Raw genomic sequence first — 17381 nt, 5'->3', positions numbered from 1 at the left:
ATTGTTAGCTGAAATTTTTTGCCACGAAATCAATAAATTCATGTGCCTGAGTTCCTGAGCGAAATTCCTTGTTTTCTTCAAAGCTCACGCTTGGCAGCATATGTATAATGTTGTTGTCACCGTATAAGCTTATTACGTTTTGATTGTAGTCGTTTTTTTCAATCAAGCCCGCCAGCGACATCGAATACTCAATTACACCTCCGATAAGAATGTCAGCTAATTGAACAGCATAACTTTGACGGGAATCTCTTTGTGATACATTCGATAGCTTCATGGGAAATCTAAAAGATGTAGCTTTTGTTTGCCTAAACTCAAGGTCAGAATCCATAGAAATAAACCAGTTTATTATCTGGTTGTACCTACGAAGATTATTTGATGTATCGTGAATAATCTCATACTCTGAATCAACGTGTTTTTCAATATGACTAATAAGGCTAAGCAAAACTACAAAAGCAGCGTCAGTATTTGATTTTGGATTCTTTATTTCCTTGATGCATGCGGGATATTCAACAATTAAAGGAAAGAGGTATTCTGCTAGTTCTTGCCCCATTAGTGATTTGGCTTTTTCTATTAAGGCCTGCACCGCTACGTTTGATTTGGCTTTTACTGCCTTTTGAAACAGAAACAATAGTTCTTCATAATTTTCCGCTCCCCAAAAGGTAGTGGCTGTATAGTATAAAAGCGATGCAAGAGCGTAATTCTGTCCGTCAGCATAGAAATTTACGCCTCTCTCATAGAAGAATGGCTCTACACATGAATCCAAGAACATCAGAGTTAACAAGTATTTCTTGTCACATACATAAGTAAATCCCATATGATCACTCAGTAGTACACGCTGAATATCCAGCAAAGCTTTCCAATTGTTTTTTCTCCGAGAAAGGCTTCTGTGCTTAAGCTCCTTAGATTTGTTTCTTGGAAAGTGCTCTTTAACAAGCCCCGCTGCACACTTTTCATCAATCTGTATAGAAGATGCACCTTGGAATGGCTGCTGCTTATTCAGCAGGTCATATCCTGTATATCCACTCTCATCTATGAAAAATGCATCCATAATTCTTCAGCTAACGATAAAGGTCAGCGGCGAGCAACCGCAAGGCAAAGCCGCAGCGGGTTGCGAGTCCGCTGGACCGATTGGTTAGCCGTCAATTATTTCATTTAACCCTTCAATTATTATCTCAAGTTCTGCAGGAGATACTCTTGCTATTCTTTCCTTAAGTCTTTTTGTGGATAATGTCCTTATCTGACTTATTTTAACCCACGACCTTTTAGGTAATTTTGTCTTTGATAGTTCCAAAGTCAAAGGAAATCCTGCTCTTTGAGGCTGGCTTGTTATTGCCATGGCTATAACAGTACCTGACTTCTCGTTAAAAATATCATGACTCAAAATAAGAACAGGACGAAAACCGCCCTGTTCACTTCCTATTACTGGATTTAAATCAGCCCAATAAATATCACCCCTTAATATTCTGGCCATTCATTTATCTCCATTGAAAATCCCTCTTCTGCCATCCTCTGTTCAAAATCTGGATCAAGTTTAGCACATTCTTTAGCCAATCTAGTTTTTTTTAGTTTTTTAATCTTCTCAGCAACAGCTTCTTGAATAGCTTTGCTCCTACTGGGAAACAAATTAGATTTTACAAGCATATCAATCTCTTTAAGTAAGTTACTATCTATTGTAATTGCAATTTTTGAAACAGCCATTTTTGTCACCCCTAGTATGATATTACATCATACTCAAACTTATTTCAACTTTCAATTTTTGTTTTTACGGCTAACGTCACGGATCAGGGGCGGCAAACAATGCGGGGCAACAAGCCTGGAAATGCCGCAAGACTTCTTGCGGGGCAGGGCCTTGGAAAACCGCCACGCTGTTTGCCGTCACCTGCAGCCGATGGTTCGGTTAAACAATGAATATTTTTAAAAGCAAATCGAAGTAATGCCACCTCTCAAAAAATTGCTCTGCAAGTTCTTCTGTTTTGTTGCCATCTTTTCAGCCTGTGATTTGCATATATGCGTTTGGGTAGGGGCTTCTTTGTCTTCGCAAACGCAAGACACAAATTTGATTCCCGATACCGAACATTGTCGTTTAACTTTATTCTCTTTTTATAAATTTTATATCAGAATATTCCCTATTTGTAAAGTTGTTTTGTGGGTTAGGGAAGGATTTTAAATGAATTTTTGGAAGCTATAAATGCCTTATAACTTAAGGATATTATTAGAGAAATTATGCAAACACCAAATTTTCAAAAAGGCTCATCAATAGAGACTTTTTTAAAGGTTGCATAAAACATAAATTCTATATAAGTTCGAAAATTATTTGTGTATATTGAAAGTGATTAAGATGGAGATATGATATGCTCAAAAGGTTCCAGGCGTTTCTTCTGCGCAATAGGGCAGTGAGACCTAGGTACATCTCCTATTACCTGAAGTGGGTGTTAGACTGCTACCATTTTCTGGATAAATCTCTTTCCAACCGTTTAGGTAGCGATCAGATAAAAAAATTCCTCGCTCATCTGGAAATACGCCACGAGGAGTGGCAGGTGAAACAGGCGGACACGGCACTGCGACTCTACGACTTTTTCCTCTCCAAAGATGTGCCACATGGAAAATCGCCAACTTCCACACAAAAGAAAAAATGGGCCAGCCTCCATGAAAAGATGTGCCAGGCCTTGAGAATTCGCCATAGATCACTTAGCACTGAGAGGACGTACCTCATGTGGGTAAGGAGATTTCAGGCCTTTGTGTTAAAAAAGGAGCCATCGCATCTCCAGGGTAGCGATCTCAGGGACTTCCTTACCCACCTGGCCGTGGAAAAGAAGGTATCTGCATCCACCCAGAATCAGGCCCTTAATGCCCTTGTGTTCTTCTTTCGCCACGTATTAAAAAAAGACGTGGCAGATCAACTTAGCGCTGTTCGTGCCAGGGAGCGAAGAAGACTTCCCGTGGTGCTCACGCCAAGGGAGGTGAAAGAGATCTTTCGTCACATGTCTGGGGTGCAGAAGCTCATGGCCATGCTCATATATGGGTGTGGCCTTAGACTCCAGGAGTGCGTAAGACTCAGAGTAAAAGACTTGGACATCGAACAGAACGCGGTAATAGTGCGTTCCGGGAAAGGTGACAAGGACAGGGTAACCGTACTTCCAGAAACCCTCAAGGACGGACTCATCAGGCACCTTGCACAGGTGAGATCCTTATACGAGAAGGACAGGAAGGAGGGAATAAACGGGGTTTGGCTTCCCCATGCCCTGGAAAGAAAGTATCCCAATGCAGGGAAGGAGTGGGCGTGGTTCTGGGTATTCCCCGCCAAATCGCTTTCCGTGGATCCTCAGAAACTCGTTGTAAGAAGGCATCACGTACATCCCAATTCCCTTCAGAAAGCGTTCAAATCAGCGGTGAGCAGGGCAGGAATCCCAAAGAACGCCTCTGTGCACACCTTAAGGCACAGCTTCGCCACCCATCTACTGGAGAAAGGATACGACATCAGGACCGTGCAGCAGTTGCTGGGGCATAAAAACCTTCAGACAACCATGATATACACCCACGTGGCCAGGAAGGATTTACTGAGGGTCAAGAGTCCCCTGGACGAATAAAGCCTCCAATGAAATAGTGGAGTCACCTATTAGCCCAAGTCTATCAAAATGACAAACTTGGGCTAATAAATATCCATAAAAAAATAGCAATAGGGAATGGAGCGTTGTCTGGATTCTCTTACAACAAATGTGTTATATTAGACCTGCTTTTTTCAAAACACTTTCAAGTTTTTGTCTATTTTCAGGTTTCATTTCGCATAAAGGGAGGCGAAGTTCCATCTCTATTCTACCCATTAGGTGAAGAGATGTCTTAACTGGTATTGGGTTGGTCTCAAAGAACATTGCCCTGCATAAGGGGGCAAGCTCATAGTGAAGTCTCCTTGCACCTTCAATATTACCATCAAAAAAACTGTTGCAAAGGGATGCCATTTTATCAGGCACTATGTTACTTACAACAGAGATTACCCCTCTGCCACCAATTGAAAGCATTGGAAAGGTAATAAAGTCATCTCCTGAAAGCACTATAAAGTCCTCTCCACATAACTCTAAAATATCCGATGCCTGCCTTATATTTCCACTTGCCTCCTTAACCCCAATGACCTCAGGTACATTCTTCTTTATTTCATAAAGGGTTTCAGGCAATAGATTAGTTCCTGTCCTCCCAGGGACGTTGTATACAACTATTGGAATGGGAGCTGCTTTTGCAATCTCTTTGTAGTGCAGGAGCAATCCCTGTGGGGTGGGCTTGTTGTAATATGGAGTTATCACCAGGGCCCCGTCAACACCAGCCTCTTTGGCAAAGGCGGTTAATTCAATGGCCTCTTTAGTATTATTTGAGCCTGTCCCGGCAATTACCGGAACACGGCCTTTAACCTGTTCCACGCAAATTTTTATCACCCTCTTGTGTTCATCATGGGACATTGTAGCAGATTCTCCAGTGGTTCCACAAGGGACCAAGCCATGGATACCCTTTTCTATCTGCCACTCTATATGCTCTCTGTACTTTTCTTCGTCTATTTGCCCATTTTTAAAAGGTGTTATAAGGGCAGTAAATGCTCCTTTAAAAAAATCCATAGTTATTCCTCCTCTTCCTTAAAATAGGTTGTTAATTCTTTCCTAATCCTTATAGATATTTTATTTGGAAATTTGGTGATTGTAAACCTGATATTAGACATTTCTATTTCTCTGCCACTTTTACGCTATAAGTCTTAAAGTGATGGTCTACCAGACATGAAGTCTTTACCTGATCTTCAAAAAGTTGAGTTGATATAATATCTATCCAGTGGAGCTTTCCCGTGTCATCGGAAAAAGAAATCCTTCTGCCGTTTTCAAATCTGCCTTTATGAAACCATATGTCAGGGGGTAACAACCATGTCCTTCCAAATTTTTCTTCAAATTTTACATACTCTACAAAATCCCTTGGGAATAAAAGATATAGAGCCAAATCTTCATCTGTTGGTTCCCTTTTTATTTCCTCCTCCAACTCTTTTTTTCTCTTAGCTAAATCTTCCTGGGCTACTGGTTGACTCCTTACGCTGCTTCCAGTTTTTATCTCTTTTTTAAATACCTTTTCATAGATCCATTCTGGAGGATCATAAAATGGGAAAGGCCCATAACCACCAAGAAGGAGCCTCTTTAAATCATCTGAGGGTTGTTCATATCTACCGTATAAAACATTGCTAACAGCAGTTGACCAGAGGATTTGACTCCCAGGTGTAAGGGGCCAGATGTCTCCAAGTTCCAGTATAACCATTGAGAGTTCTTTGAATATTTCATTTATTCTCTGTAAAAGTCCTAGGGCTTCAGCCTGTTCATATGCCATGGACACTGCCCCTCCTGTCAACCTATGGGCATGTACCAATGGATCTATCCCCCTAAAAGGACTCTCAAAATCAGCGTAGTATCTTCTTTCAAATCTAATAATTTCTGAAGTCTCAATAATTGCCTCAATATTTAACCCGTTGGGCTTTATGTCATATTCATCCAACAATTGAATAAGAGATAGTGCTGGGGCCTGGGAATACCAAGCTCCATATCCATGGTCACACACCTCAACTATCTTGACCCCTGCTTTAATTGCAGCAACCATCCTGGACAGATCATTCCCATCTGTGTTGTGGCCATGATAAGCAAGCGGTACCTCGGGAAATTCTGAATTTATGGCCTTAATTAAATCAGATATCCTTTCTGGAGGACCAACTGCAGAGGAATTTTTTATACATAAAATTAAATTTGTACCAAATAACTCCACAATTTCCTGGACCTTGGACAGATAGAACTCATTTGTGTGCTCTGCACCAATACCAAAACAAAGGGAAGGCATGAAGACCTTTCCAGCTTTTATCACTTCCTCGCCTATTATCTTCATATTTGGTATGTGATTTAAAAAATCATACACCCTAAACACATCTACATATTTTGCAATCTGGGAGATAACCTTTCTTATTACATTTTCCCCATAAGGACGATATCCAAATAAATTGTGGCTTCTGACACCAGCCTGAATAAGGGTATTTGGCATGGCCTTTCTAACGAGACTCAATTTATCAAATGGATTAATTTGTTTCTTCATAAGATCCACATGCACAGAAGCACCGCCAGACACCTCAAATGCAAAATAGCCTACCATATCCCGAGGAGATGCTGCCCTTAGGGTGGTCCACGGCATAATGCGACCCTTAAAGTCAGACTGTGAAACATCTCTCTCATTGTTTGTAAGCATATATCCATCAAAATTTTTTACATATTCTACAATTTGGCTATTTGTCATCTCTCTTAACATAAAATAACTCCTTCTCACACCTTCTATTGTTCGATCTTTGCTGTGTCTGTGGTCTGTGGACTGTGTATATGCTCTGTAACTTTCACTCACACCCACACATACACACACACTTACACAATATACATATCACCATCAAATGTATGGATTGCATCCATGAGCATTAACTTCTGATACAAACCTTGCCAATTTATCCATTTCATCTTCATGTTCCCTATAATTTAATAGCTCTGGATGTTTATCTATATATGTAGTATCAAAATTTCTGGCCATAAAATCAGGCTCCTCAATAATCGCCTTATAATATGGAATAGTGGTCTTAACACCAACAACATTGAATCCACCAAGGGCACGTCTTAATCTATCCACTGCCTCTTTCCATGTAAAACCATATACTGTTAATTTTACTATAAGGGAGTCGTAAAACTGAGGAATCTCGTAGCCTTGATAAACCGCACCATCTAACCTTACTCCATGACCTCCAGGAGATTGATATGCTTCAATCAACCCTGGACTTGGCATAAAGCCCATTTTTGGATCTTCTGCATTTATCCTCAGTTCAATAGCACAGCCCCTTACATTTACGTCTTCCTGCTTTATGGATAAGGGTTCACCTGATGCAATTCTAAGTTGTTCCCTGACAATATCAATACCAGTGACCATTTCAGTTACTGTATGCTCCACCTGAATTCTGGTATTTACTTCTAAAAAATAATAGTTGTTATCTACATCCACTAAAAACTCCACTGTTCCGGCACTTCTATAGCCAGCCAACCTGGTCGCCCTTACTGCTGCTTCACAAATTTCCCTATCAATTGCAGGAGGTAAAAAAGAAGGTGCCATCTCCACTAACTTTTGGTGCCTTCTCTGTATTGAACAATTTCTTGATCCAAGATGGATCACATTCCCAAAATTGTCTGCAAGGATTTGAACTTCCACATGTCGGGGTTTAACAATCCCTTTCTCAAGATATATATCTTCATTTCCAAATGAAATCCTTGCCTCGGACCTTGCCAATTTTAACCCTGATATTAATTGTTCTTCAGTTGTAACAACCCTAATACCCTTGCCGCCGCCACCAGACACGGCCTTTATCATTATTGGGAATCCATATTTTCTGGCAAAATCCAGGGCAAATTTCTCACCTTCACTTCCTGGAGGCAACGTCTCAGTACCTGGAATCAGCGGTATACCCACGTTACTCATAATCTCTCGTGCAATTACCTTGCTTCCCATCTTACAGATTATATCAGAGGGCGGACCAACAAAAATAAGTCCAGCTTCTCTACATTTTTTGGGAAAGTCAGGATTTTCAGACAAAAAACCATATCCTGGATGGATGGCATCAGCCCCAACCTCTTTGGCAGCATGAATTATTTTTTCAATATTTAAATAGTCCTTCCTTGGTCCAGGTCCAATACACACCGCCTCATCTGACCTCATTACATGTAATGCAAATCTATCGGTCTCTTCGTAAATAGCCACTGTTTTTATTCCCAATTCCTGGGCAGACCTCATGATCCTAATTGCAATTTCTCCCCTATTTGCAACTAGCAATTTTTTTATCATATTACTCCCTCTATTAGCTATATGATTAGACTATTAAATATTTCTAACCTGAATATTAATTATAAAAATAAAAATTATGTCTTGTGCAATTCCACAATATCTCTTTTATCTATCTCTTCTAGAAGAACATCCACATGTTCTCGTCTTGCAGTATCGATCTTTTTCCCACAATAATCAGGGTGGATTGGCAGCTCTCTATGTCCCCTATCAACCAGTGTCAGCAACTCTACTTTTGAAGGCCTACCAAAATCAAGTATTGCGTCAAGGGCTGCCCTCACGGTTCTCCCCGTGTAAATCACATCATCTACGAGTAAAATCTTCTTTCCATTAATGTCAAAGTGAATCTCAGTTTCATTTATAATTGGATGCTTGTCTAAAGAAGTCCAATCATCTCTATAAAAATTGATGTCCAATTTGCCCATGGGGATCTTGCTCTTTGTATTTTCCTGCAAAATATTTCTTATCCTCTGAGCCAAAAATACTCCTCTTCTGTGTATTCCTATCAATGCAAAATTTTCGCAGTCTCCATGCCTTTCCAAGATTTCAAAACAAAGTCTCTGGATAACCCTTTTGATTTGTTGTTTATCTAAAATAATCACCTTATTCCCCATAGTTAAACTCCTGCAATAAATTTTAAATAGCATTGTATATAAAAATCTATATGAAGAAAAGTTCCAAAATAAGGAGAAAATCTTTATTGATTTTGAAAATAATGTCAACTATACTTTTAAAAAAAGCCAAATCTAATTATGTTATTAGATTAAAAATAGTTAACAACAAGGAGACTCATTTATGGCAAGGATTATGATAACTGGAGGAGCCGGTTATATTGGTTCCCATGTGGTTAAATTACTTGGAGAATATGGACACCAAATAGTGGTATATGATAACCTGTCCAACGGAAATAAGTGGGCAGTGTTATATGGAGACTTAATAAAGGGAGATATTGGAGACGAAAATTTATTAAATAAGGTTTTTAAAGACTTTAAACCAGATATAGTTATGCATTTTGCTGCATTTATTCAGGTCAATGAATCAGTGAAAGACCCTATAAAATATTATCAAAATAACACATCAAACACCTTAACTCTAATTAAATCAATGATAAACAACAAGATAAATAATCTTATATTCTCATCTACTGCTGCTGTATATGGAATACCCTCTAAAATTCCTGTAACAGAAAATCACCCATTGGAACCCATTAATCCATACGGACAGTCTAAAACATTTGTGGAAAAAATTTTAAGGGATATATCTTACTCCTCAAATTTTAACTACATATCCCTGAGGTATTTCAATGTGGCTGGAGCTGATCCAGACTGCAAGATTGGTCAGGCTTACAGGGAATCTACCCATCTAATAACCAGGGCACTCAAAACTGCCAGAGGAGAATTTGACAAACTACAAATTTTTGGAATTGACTATCCCACAAAAGACGGTACATGTGTTAGGGATTATATCCATGTTGTAGACCTTGCAGAAGCACATATTTTGGCAATGGATTATTTAATAAACAACAATATTAGCGATGTATTTAATTGTGGTTATGGCCATGGTTTTACAGTAAGGGAAGTTGTAGATACAGTCAAAAAAGTTACAGGTATAGATTTTTTCGTTGAAGAAACTCATAGAAGGGAAGGAGATCCACCTGAGTTGATAGCAGATAGCACAAAAATAAAAAATATTCTCAAATGGACACCTAAATATGATAATCTAGAGTTTATAATAAAAACTGCATGGGAGTGGGAAAAAAAATATACAAGAGAAATTAGCCCAAACAACTAATGTAAAACAAGTAGATATTATATATTATTTCAATCTGTTATAGGGATATGTCTAATAAATGCATAACTATTTTTTAAACAAAAAAGGTATATGGGCTTGACTTAATTACATCTTAAATTTATAATTGTTTAAATTGTTTTTATTTCGATTTTTTATTGATTGTTTTTTAATTTTTATTTATGAGCACATCTTGTTTTGGTACTTTGGTGTAATGCAAAAAAAATTTTAACTATAAGGAGGTATTGAAATGGAGGAATACATCAAACAGGCCCTGGAAATTGTTAAAGCCCAGGCTAGTGTTAGAAACATGACAGAAGAAGAAATTACTTCAATGGTGAAATCTCTTGCTGATCAATTAAAGGGTTTAGTAGAAGGTAAAGACGCAAAAGGGGAAGAGGAAGAACAGCAACAGCCAGCAGTAGATCCCAAAAAGGCTATTAGAGAAAAATCTGTTGTATGTCTTGAATGTGGAAAATCTTTTAGAATACTTACAAAGAGACATCTCAAAAGTCATGGTTTAACCCCAGAAGAATACAAAAAGAAATGGGGTTATAAGAAAACCCAATCTTTAATAGCTAAGTCCCTTGCCAGAGAAAGAAGAAAAAAGATGCAGGAAATACAGCTTTGGAAGAAAAGAAAGATGTCATAATGTTTTGTAATACAAACAAAAAAGCCCTCTATAAAGAGAGGGCTTTTTTGTTTTAACATTCCCACAAATTCATTTTTTTAATTCAACCCAATTAAAACGGAGAGGGAGGGATTTGAACCCTCGATAGAGGTTTTAGCCTCTATACTCGCTTAGCAGGCGAGCGCCTTCAGCCAGCTCGGCCACCTCTCCATGTTTCAAATGGAAAATTTATAATATATCCGTGAAAATCTTGTGTCAAGTATTTTTATTCAAAGGAAAAAAATAGACTTTTTTGTCCATTCCTTATAACTCTCATATCTCAAGCTTTGATGAGTCCAGTCTAGCTGTGGACTGAGGACTGTGTCTGTGTATGTGTGTAAAGTTCAAAGTTCAACGTTTTAGGTGCTCTTCATCCTTCTACCTTTCACTAATCACTAATTACTAATCACTTTGCCTTTTGATCCATAACCCAATCAATAATTGGAGCTAAAGAAATAGGCAGATAAATTAATAATCGGATTTAATGGAATAAGCAAATTACAATGTTAGCCCAAATTTTGACAAACTTGAGCTAGGTGTATAGAATTTGCCTATTAAAGGACGAAACAAATCCTTTTAACAATAAAACAAAAGGGATGTCTTAACCATGAAAAATAGTAGGACAAAGTTTATTTTTGTCACTGGAGGAGTATTATCATCACTGGGCAAAGGGCTGGCAGCAGCGTCAATTGGTGCATTACTCAAGACAAGGGGGCTTAAGGTCACCATTCAAAAATTAGATCCTTATATTAATGTGGATCCAGGAACAATGAACCCATTCCAACATGGGGAGGTATATGTAACAGACGACGGTGCTGAAACTGATCTGGATCTCGGGCATTATGAAAGGTATTTAGGAATTCCCATGGGGAAACACAACAATTATACTTCTGGAAGCATTTATTATGAAGTCATAAAAAGAGAGCGTAGAGGCGATTATCTTGGAGGGACGGTACAGGTGATTCCCCATATCACAGACCAAATAAAACAGTCCATTTTAAATGTAGTAAGAGACAATGAAGACGTGGCAATAGTGGAGATTGGAGGCACTGTAGGAGATATTGAAGGACAGCCTTTCCTAGAAGCTATCAGGCAAATGCGCTATGACCTTGGAAAAGAAAATGTTTTATACATACATCTCACCCTGGTACCATATATTAAAACTGCAGGAGAGTTAAAGACAAAACCCACCCAACACAGTGTAAAAGAACTAAGGAGCATAGGTATTCAACCAGACATCATACTGTGTAGAAGTGAGATGGAATTAGATGAAGGCATAAAAAGAAAAATCGCTTTATTCTGTAATGTTGATCCAGACGCTGTGTTCTCTGCTGTGGATGTTGAAAACATCTACGAGGTTCCCCTGACCTTTTACAATGAAGGCATAGATCAAAAAATAGCCATTATGTTAAAACTCCCAGCAAAAAATCCAGACCTAACCCCGTGGATAGATCTTACAGCCAAACTAAAGTCCTTAAACCCTGGTCCCAAAATAGCAATTGTGGGGAAGTACGTTGACTTAAAAGAATCATATAAAAGTCTCCATGAGGCCCTTGTACATGGGGGAATAGCAAATAGTGTAAAACCTGAGCTGGTTTATGTTAATTCCGAAGAACTAACAGTGGACAATGTGTACGAAAAATTGAAGGATGTCCAAGGGGTTTTGGTGCCAGGAGGTTTTGGTTATCGCGGAGTTGAGGGGAAAATTCTTGCCTGCAAATTTGCCAGGGAAAAGAAAATTCCTTTTCTAGGAATATGTTTAGGGATGCAATGTGCAGTAATTGAATTTGCCAGGAATGTTTTAAAATTGCTTAAAGCAAATTCTTCTGAATTTGACCCCAATACCCCTGATCCAGTGATATATCTCATGACAGAATGGTTTGACTTTAGGAAAAGGTGTGTACAAAAGAGAGATCCAGGTTCTGATAAAGGTGGGACCATGAGGCTTGGGGCATACCCTTGCAAACTCAGAAAAGATACAAAGAGCTATAAAGCATATAAAAAAGAGTTAATAAGTGAAAGACATAGACACAGATATGAGTTCAACAAGAAATATGCTGACAAATTTGAACAAAATGGACTTGTTTTAAGTGGACTGTCTCCAGACGAAGAATTGGTTGAAATTGTAGAGATAAAAGATCACCCATGGTTTGTGGGGTGCCAATTTCATCCAGAATTTAAGTCTAAACCAATGGAGCCTCATCCATTATTTGTGGACTTTATAAAAGCAGCAAAAAAATTCAAAAATTAGGCTACGAGGATAGAGATGAAGGACATAGAGGATATGTATAAAAAGAGTTACGAAAATTTATTCTTCATATTGGGGCCATGTGTAATTGAGAGCCAAGAAGTTGTTTTATCTGTGGCCAAAAAGGTAAAAGAACTTTCAGAAAAATACAATCTGCTCGTCATATTTAAAAGTTCATTTGATAAAGCAAACAGGACATCCATCAATAGCTACAGAGGACCTGGACTTGATAAAGGTCTAGAGATATTACATAAAGTAAAACAAGTAACCAAGTTGCCTGTGACAACTGACATACATGAGCCATCCCAGGCTCAAAGGGCAGCAAAAGTTGTAGATGTAATTCAGATACCAGCATTTTTATGCAGACAAACAGACCTATTAATTGCAGCGGGAGAGACAGATAAAATTATAAACATAAAAAAAGGACAATTCTTAGCGCCCTGGGACATCTTAAATGCCGTTTATAAAGTTAAATCAACGGGCAATAATAAAATTTGGTTAACAGAGAGGGGTACTTCTTTTGGGTACAATAATCTTGTTGTTGATTTTAGATCTATCCCAATTATGCAGCAATCAGGATGTCCTGTAATTTTCGATGCAACCCATTCAGTACAACTGCCAGGGGGAAAGGGCGCATCATCTGGTGGTAAAAGAGAATATGTTCCCCACCTTTCTAGCTGTGCTGTGGCAGCTGGTTGTAATGGTATTTTCATGGAAGTCCACCCTGATCCAGATAAAGCACTGTGCGATGGCCCTAACAGCTGGCCCCTTGACCATCTTGAAAATTTAATTAAAACACTCCTCAAAATAAAGCAGGCAATCTCATGAACGAATTGGTTGAAAGAATTAAAATACTTATAAGTGATGTGGATGGTGTCTTAACTGACGGAGGACTTTATTATGACGACCAGGGAAGGGTATTCAAGAAATTCAATGTCCAGGATGGACTTGGGGTAAAACTGGCACAAATGGCAGGTTTAGAGATAATAATAATTACAGGACTGAAATCCGAAGCAGTTAAATCCAGATTAAAGCAACTGGGTATTAAAGAATATTACCAAGGTTTTATAAGAAAGGATCATATTATTAGGAAAATCTCTAAGGAAAAGGAACTAAATTTTGAGCAAATGGCATATCTAGGAGATGACTGGGTTGACGCGCCTGCCATGAAATTGGTGGGATTTCCCATGGCAGTAAAAAATGCTCAACCAGAGATCAAAAAAATAGCAAAGTGGATTTCTCAAAAAAAAGGAGGAGAGGGAGCACTTAGGGAAGCAATAAATTTCATATTGAGTACCCAAGGCAAATTGGAACAGTTATGGGAAAAATGGTTAAACGAAAATTTCTAGCACTATTTTTCATACTTACTATTGCATTTGCTCTTTTACTACATTTTTTATGGACTCCAAAAAGGACAAGTCAATCTCAGCCCTTTTTAATAAAAAATCTTCCATTTGAATCTATTATACAAAAAGCCTTTATAAAGGGTTACAGTAAAAAAAACACCTTGTGGCAGATAAAGGCGGAGAAAATCCTCTCAAAAAACAAGCTGTCTGAGATTTATTTTACATCCCCTAACCTGTTGATCACCTTAAACGATAATTCCACTGTTAAAATAATGGCACTAAGCGGAGTCTATTACAAGAATTCACAAAAAATAAAATTAGAACACCAGATTAAAGGCAAGTACAGAGACATTATACTCAATGCCAATTTTATGTATTTTAATTTAAGAGTAAATAAAATTGTATTTAACCATGGCATAAAATTAAAAAAAGATAAATTAACTGTACAAGGTACAGATTGTGTAATAGATCTAAATGATCGCAGCATAACCATTACAAAAAATGTCAAGGTGATAATTATATGAAAAAATTTATACTTTTACTCTTATCATTACATTTCGTATTTGTGAATAAGACTGGTTTTTGCAAAAACATTAATTCATCTACTAAACTAGATAGTAGATCGAAATCGCATTGGTCAAGTCCAGTTACCATAAATGCAGAGAAGGCTACTTATCTTCAAAAGGAAAATAAGGTATTATTTGAAAAGGAAGTTGTTGCAAAAAGTAAAGACTTAACAATTGAATCAGATAAATTAATAGTTATTTTAAGTAAACATACAAAAAATATAAATGATAAAAATAAAAAAAGTATTATAAAGTTGATGATAGCTACAGGCCATGTACACATAATATTTCAAGACAAAGAAGGTTATTGTTCCACTGCTGAATATGATTTAAAAAACCAAAGAATCACTTTAATTAATAATGTAACACTTATTCAAAACAAAAATAAAATTCAAGGTGCTAAGTTGATTATTGACTTAAATAAAAATACCAGTGAAATATTTTCCAACAGTTCAAACAAGGTTGAAATTACTTTTTATCCAGAGAAACAAAAATCAGATAACACAAAACCAAGTCAGAATTTAAAGTTTTATGAGGATAAAAAAGAAAATTAACCCAACAAAAAAATAAAGACTAAATATAGTATGAAATCAAAACTGGAAGCTAGGGAACTTTCAAAAAGTTACGGTAAAAAAACAGTTGTTTGGGATATAAGTCTTTGTGTGTCCAGTGGACAAGTAGTGGGTCTCCTTGGTCCAAATGGAGCAGGCAAGACCACGACCTTTTACATGTTAGTGGGCATAATTTCCCCCACAAAGGGGGAGGTTTTTTTAGATGATGATCACATTACATCCTGGCCACTATATAAGCGAGCAAGAAAGGGAATTAGTTATTTACCACAGGAAAGTTCAGTCTTTAAAAAACTTACAGTAGAAGACAATCTAAAGATTATCCTGGAATTTACAGGATTATCTCCAAAGGAACAAAAAGAAAGAGAAGAATTTTTATTAAAGGAATTGGGAATTTTTCACTTAAAAAAACAAAAGGCCTGTTACTTATCAGGAGGGGAAAGGAGGCGCCTTGAAATTGCCAGGGCATTAATTAGGCAACCCAAATTTATTTTATTAGATGAACCCTTTGCAGGCATAGACCCATTGGCGATTTTAGATATTCAAAACATTATTGCAAAACTAAAGGAAAGAGGGATAGGTATATTAATTTCAGACCACAACGTGCGAGATACCATGAAAATTTGTGATCTAGTGTATTTGGTATATGAGGGCAAAATTATCTTAAGTGGATCACCTAAGGAAGTAGCTGAAAACCAAATGGCCAAAAGAATATATCTTGGAAACCATTTTGAGTTATAAACTAATAAAACTATAAAAAACTAACCAATTTTAATTTGCCTTGGGACAATACATATGGCATAATATTTGATAAGCAGAAATTGTGAAGCCTGGGATATAAATAAATTAAATGGGAGTTTTCAGAGGAGGTAGTAGTTAGATAATGAGTTTGGAACTGAGACAGGGCCTCAAATTAACCCAACAGCTTGTAATGACCCCTCAATTACAACAGGCAATAAAACTTTTACAACTCTCAAGGCTTGAGCTGGTCCAGACAGTTCAACAGGCATTGCAGGAAAACCCCCTACTTGAGGAAACCACCACAGAAATACAGGAACCAAACAATGAACAAAAAATCTCCAGCAACGATATTCCAGGTTTAATTAAAATCGATGAAAAAAATCTACTTAAACATGCTGAATGGGAAAATTACCTTGGATATTTTTCCAGTTCCTCAAAAATTGCCAGAGAAATTGAGTTCCAAGATGAAAAATCAAACCTAGAGGCATTTTGCGCATCAAAACCAACTTTGGAAAGCCATCTACTCTGGCAGCTTCACCTATCAAATATGGATCCAGAAGAAATAGAAATTGGGGAAATAATCATTAAACACATTAATTCTTCTGGTTATTTAGATAGCCCCATAAAAGAAATAGCCACTATCGCACAAAAATCACCAGAAGAGGTGGAAAAGGTCTTAAAGAAAATCCAACAGTTTGACCCAGTTGGCGTGGGAAGCAGAGATTTGAAAGAGTGTCTTATAGAACAACTAAAATTTCTCGGCATACTAGATGAGACAATAAAAAAAATTATAGAAGACTACTTGCCGTATCTGGAAAAGAAAAAATACAATCAAATAGCAGAAGATCTAAACATTCCATTGGATAAGGTCCTAGAATACGTTGAAATTATAAAGAGTCTAGATCCAAAACCAGGTAATAATTACAGTGAAGGGGAAACAATTTATATCAGCCCAGATGCATATATTTTTAAGTATGAAGATGATTTTGTAATAATACTAAATGATGAAGGTTTTTCAAATATAAAAATCAACGATTATTATTTGGAGCTACTAAAAAAAGAGGATACTAAAGACAAAGAATATATTGAATCCAAATTTAAAGATGCCCTATGGCTAATAAGAAGTATTCATCAAAGACAAAGAACACTTTATAAGGTCATTGAAAGTATTGTGAAATTTCAAAGAGATTTTTTTGAAAATGGTATTACACACTTAAAGCCCCTTGTCCTTAGAGACATAGCAGAAGATATTGGAGTTCATGAATCAACTGTAAGCAGATTAACAACTAATAAATATATTTCCACTCCCCATGGTATCTTCGAGTTGAAATTCTTTTTCAATAGTGGACTTAATACTGAAAGTGGTAATGAAGTATCTGCACAAAGCGTAAAATATTATATAAAGAAATTAATTTCAGAAGAAGACCCTAAAAAACCATTAAGTGACCAAAAAATTTCAGAGATATTAAAAGAAAAATTTGAAATCAACATAGCAAGACGTACTGTAGCAAAATATAGAGAATCAATGGGTATCCCATCTTCTAGCAAAAGAAAAAAATTTTTTTAAAACCATATAAGGAG

Annotated in this window: 17 protein-coding genes and 1 tRNA gene; 10 read left to right on the top strand and 8 right to left on the bottom strand. The window is 37.1% G+C overall.

Annotation, left to right across the window (positions count from 1 at the left end):
* Positions 1-4: 4 nt before the first annotated feature.
* The 3 genes from ACYQ0O_RS10000 to ACYQ0O_RS09990 form a co-directional block, all read right to left on the bottom strand.
* Positions 5-1048, bottom strand: a complete 1044-nt coding sequence (locus tag ACYQ0O_RS10000; RefSeq protein ID WP_459892642.1) for a DUF3800 domain-containing protein — start codon at positions 1046-1048, stop codon at positions 5-7.
* A gap of 84 nt (positions 1049-1132) precedes the next feature.
* On the bottom strand, positions 1133-1471 hold the full coding sequence (locus ACYQ0O_RS09995; RefSeq protein ID WP_075069942.1) for a type II toxin-antitoxin system PemK/MazF family toxin: 339 nt from the start codon (positions 1469-1471) through the stop codon (positions 1133-1135).
* A complete protein-coding gene (locus tag ACYQ0O_RS09990; RefSeq protein WP_459892640.1) occupies positions 1456-1698 on the bottom strand; it encodes a ribbon-helix-helix domain-containing protein in 243 nt (80 codons plus the stop codon). Before ACYQ0O_RS09990 ends, ACYQ0O_RS09995 begins: the two co-directional genes overlap by 16 nt.
* 653 nt (positions 1699-2351) lie before the next feature.
* Here ACYQ0O_RS09990 and ACYQ0O_RS09985 point away from each other — a divergent pair.
* Positions 2352-3587, top strand: a complete 1236-nt coding sequence (locus ACYQ0O_RS09985; protein WP_459892638.1) for an integron integrase — start codon at positions 2352-2354, stop codon at positions 3585-3587.
* Between the two features lie 132 nt (positions 3588-3719).
* Here ACYQ0O_RS09985 and dapA read toward each other — a convergent pair whose 3' ends face one another.
* From dapA to pyrR, 4 genes are all read right to left on the bottom strand, one after another.
* Positions 3720-4601 (bottom strand): 4-hydroxy-tetrahydrodipicolinate synthase, encoded by an 882-nt coding sequence (gene dapA, locus ACYQ0O_RS09980; RefSeq protein ID WP_459892636.1) that lies wholly within the window; start codon positions 4599-4601, stop codon positions 3720-3722.
* Between the two features lie 103 nt (positions 4602-4704).
* Positions 4705-6309 carry a hypothetical protein gene (locus ACYQ0O_RS09975; protein WP_459892634.1) on the bottom strand — a complete coding sequence of 535 codons (1605 nt, stop codon included), beginning with the start codon at positions 6307-6309 and terminating at the stop codon, positions 4705-4707.
* Between the two features lie 132 nt (positions 6310-6441).
* Positions 6442-7875 (bottom strand): acetyl-CoA carboxylase biotin carboxylase subunit, encoded by a 1434-nt coding sequence (locus tag ACYQ0O_RS09970; RefSeq protein WP_459892632.1) that lies wholly within the window; start codon positions 7873-7875, stop codon positions 6442-6444.
* A 74-nt stretch (positions 7876-7949) separates the two neighbouring features.
* Positions 7950-8486 carry a bifunctional pyr operon transcriptional regulator/uracil phosphoribosyltransferase PyrR gene (pyrR, locus tag ACYQ0O_RS09965; RefSeq protein WP_075069946.1) on the bottom strand — a complete coding sequence of 179 codons (537 nt, stop codon included), beginning with the start codon at positions 8484-8486 and terminating at the stop codon, positions 7950-7952.
* 181 nt (positions 8487-8667) lie between these two features.
* Here pyrR and galE point away from each other — a divergent pair, with 181 nt between their 5' ends.
* On the top strand, positions 8668-9663 hold the full coding sequence (gene galE, locus ACYQ0O_RS09960; RefSeq protein ID WP_459892630.1) for a UDP-glucose 4-epimerase GalE: 996 nt from the start codon (positions 8668-8670) through the stop codon (positions 9661-9663).
* 247 nt (positions 9664-9910) lie between these two features.
* Positions 9911-10312, top strand: a complete 402-nt coding sequence (locus ACYQ0O_RS09955) for a Ros/MucR family transcriptional regulator (protein ID WP_459892628.1) — start codon at positions 9911-9913, stop codon at positions 10310-10312.
* Positions 10313-10409: 97 nt separating this feature from the next.
* Here the strand turns inward: ACYQ0O_RS09955 and ACYQ0O_RS09950 are convergent.
* Positions 10410-10501: transfer RNA gene (locus ACYQ0O_RS09950), tRNA-Ser, on the bottom strand.
* Between the two features lie 436 nt (positions 10502-10937).
* Between ACYQ0O_RS09950 and pyrG the strand changes: the two genes are divergently transcribed.
* From pyrG to rpoN, 7 genes are all read left to right on the top strand, one after another.
* Entirely contained in the window at positions 10938-12581 is a 1644-nt protein-coding gene (gene pyrG, locus ACYQ0O_RS09945; RefSeq protein ID WP_459892626.1) for a CTP synthase, read from the top strand.
* Between the two features lie 15 nt (positions 12582-12596).
* Positions 12597-13406 carry a 3-deoxy-8-phosphooctulonate synthase gene (gene kdsA / locus ACYQ0O_RS09940; RefSeq protein WP_459892624.1) on the top strand — a complete coding sequence of 270 codons (810 nt, stop codon included), beginning with the start codon at positions 12597-12599 and terminating at the stop codon, positions 13404-13406.
* Positions 13403-13927 (top strand): KdsC family phosphatase, encoded by a 525-nt coding sequence (locus ACYQ0O_RS09935; protein ID WP_459892622.1) that lies wholly within the window; start codon positions 13403-13405, stop codon positions 13925-13927. Before kdsA ends, ACYQ0O_RS09935 begins: the two co-directional genes overlap by 4 nt.
* Positions 13906-14448 (top strand): LPS export ABC transporter periplasmic protein LptC, encoded by a 543-nt coding sequence (gene lptC / locus ACYQ0O_RS09930; RefSeq protein ID WP_459892620.1) that lies wholly within the window; start codon positions 13906-13908, stop codon positions 14446-14448. The genes ACYQ0O_RS09935 and lptC overlap by 22 nt, the downstream gene beginning before the upstream one ends.
* Positions 14445-15044, top strand: coding sequence for an LptA/OstA family protein (locus tag ACYQ0O_RS09925; RefSeq protein WP_459892618.1), 600 nt, complete (start codon positions 14445-14447; stop codon positions 15042-15044). The genes lptC and ACYQ0O_RS09925 overlap by 4 nt, the downstream gene beginning before the upstream one ends.
* A 30-nt stretch (positions 15045-15074) precedes the next feature.
* Positions 15075-15800 carry an LPS export ABC transporter ATP-binding protein gene (gene lptB, locus ACYQ0O_RS09920; RefSeq protein WP_459892616.1) on the top strand — a complete coding sequence of 242 codons (726 nt, stop codon included), beginning with the start codon at positions 15075-15077 and terminating at the stop codon, positions 15798-15800.
* Positions 15801-15942: 142 nt separating this feature from the next.
* The gene (gene rpoN / locus ACYQ0O_RS09915) at positions 15943-17367 is read left to right on the top strand and encodes an RNA polymerase factor sigma-54 (protein WP_459892614.1); all 1425 of its coding nucleotides are present in this window, start codon (positions 15943-15945) and stop codon (positions 17365-17367) included.
* Positions 17368-17381 lie beyond the last annotated feature (14 nt).

The sequence above is a fragment of the Desulfothermus okinawensis JCM 13304 genome (genome assembly GCF_054654515.1).
The sequence above is the reverse complement of the archived record's forward strand: the minus strand, read 5'-3'. Positions and strand labels throughout refer to the sequence as shown.

Excerpts from the sequence above, each read along its gene's own strand:
- ACYQ0O_RS10000 (WP_459892642.1), bottom strand. The coding sequence starts at position 1,048 with ATGGATGCATTTTTCATAGATGAGAGTGGATATACAGGATATGACCTG.
- ACYQ0O_RS09995 (WP_075069942.1), bottom strand. The coding sequence starts at position 1,471 with ATGGCCAGAATATTAAGGGGTGATATTTATTGGGCTGATTTAAATCCA.
- ACYQ0O_RS09990 (WP_459892640.1), bottom strand. The coding sequence starts at position 1,698 with ATGGCTGTTTCAAAAATTGCAATTACAATAGATAGTAACTTACTTAAA.
- ACYQ0O_RS09985 (WP_459892638.1), top strand. The coding sequence starts at position 2,352 with ATGCTCAAAAGGTTCCAGGCGTTTCTTCTGCGCAATAGGGCAGTGAGA.
- dapA (WP_459892636.1), bottom strand. The coding sequence starts at position 4,601 with ATGGATTTTTTTAAAGGAGCATTTACTGCCCTTATAACACCTTTTAAA.
- ACYQ0O_RS09975 (WP_459892634.1), bottom strand. The coding sequence starts at position 6,309 with ATGTTAAGAGAGATGACAAATAGCCAAATTGTAGAATATGTAAAAAAT.
- ACYQ0O_RS09970 (WP_459892632.1), bottom strand. The coding sequence starts at position 7,875 with ATGATAAAAAAATTGCTAGTTGCAAATAGGGGAGAAATTGCAATTAGG.
- pyrR (WP_075069946.1), bottom strand. The coding sequence starts at position 8,486 with ATGGGGAATAAGGTGATTATTTTAGATAAACAACAAATCAAAAGGGTT.
- galE (WP_459892630.1), top strand. The coding sequence starts at position 8,668 with ATGGCAAGGATTATGATAACTGGAGGAGCCGGTTATATTGGTTCCCAT.
- ACYQ0O_RS09955 (WP_459892628.1), top strand. The coding sequence starts at position 9,911 with ATGGAGGAATACATCAAACAGGCCCTGGAAATTGTTAAAGCCCAGGCT.
- pyrG (WP_459892626.1), top strand. The coding sequence starts at position 10,938 with ATGAAAAATAGTAGGACAAAGTTTATTTTTGTCACTGGAGGAGTATTA.
- kdsA (WP_459892624.1), top strand. The coding sequence starts at position 12,597 with ATGAAGGACATAGAGGATATGTATAAAAAGAGTTACGAAAATTTATTC.
- ACYQ0O_RS09935 (WP_459892622.1), top strand. The coding sequence starts at position 13,403 with ATGAACGAATTGGTTGAAAGAATTAAAATACTTATAAGTGATGTGGAT.
- lptC (WP_459892620.1), top strand. The coding sequence starts at position 13,906 with ATGGTTAAACGAAAATTTCTAGCACTATTTTTCATACTTACTATTGCA.
- ACYQ0O_RS09925 (WP_459892618.1), top strand. The coding sequence starts at position 14,445 with ATGAAAAAATTTATACTTTTACTCTTATCATTACATTTCGTATTTGTG.
- lptB (WP_459892616.1), top strand. The coding sequence starts at position 15,075 with ATGAAATCAAAACTGGAAGCTAGGGAACTTTCAAAAAGTTACGGTAAA.
- rpoN (WP_459892614.1), top strand. The coding sequence starts at position 15,943 with ATGAGTTTGGAACTGAGACAGGGCCTCAAATTAACCCAACAGCTTGTA.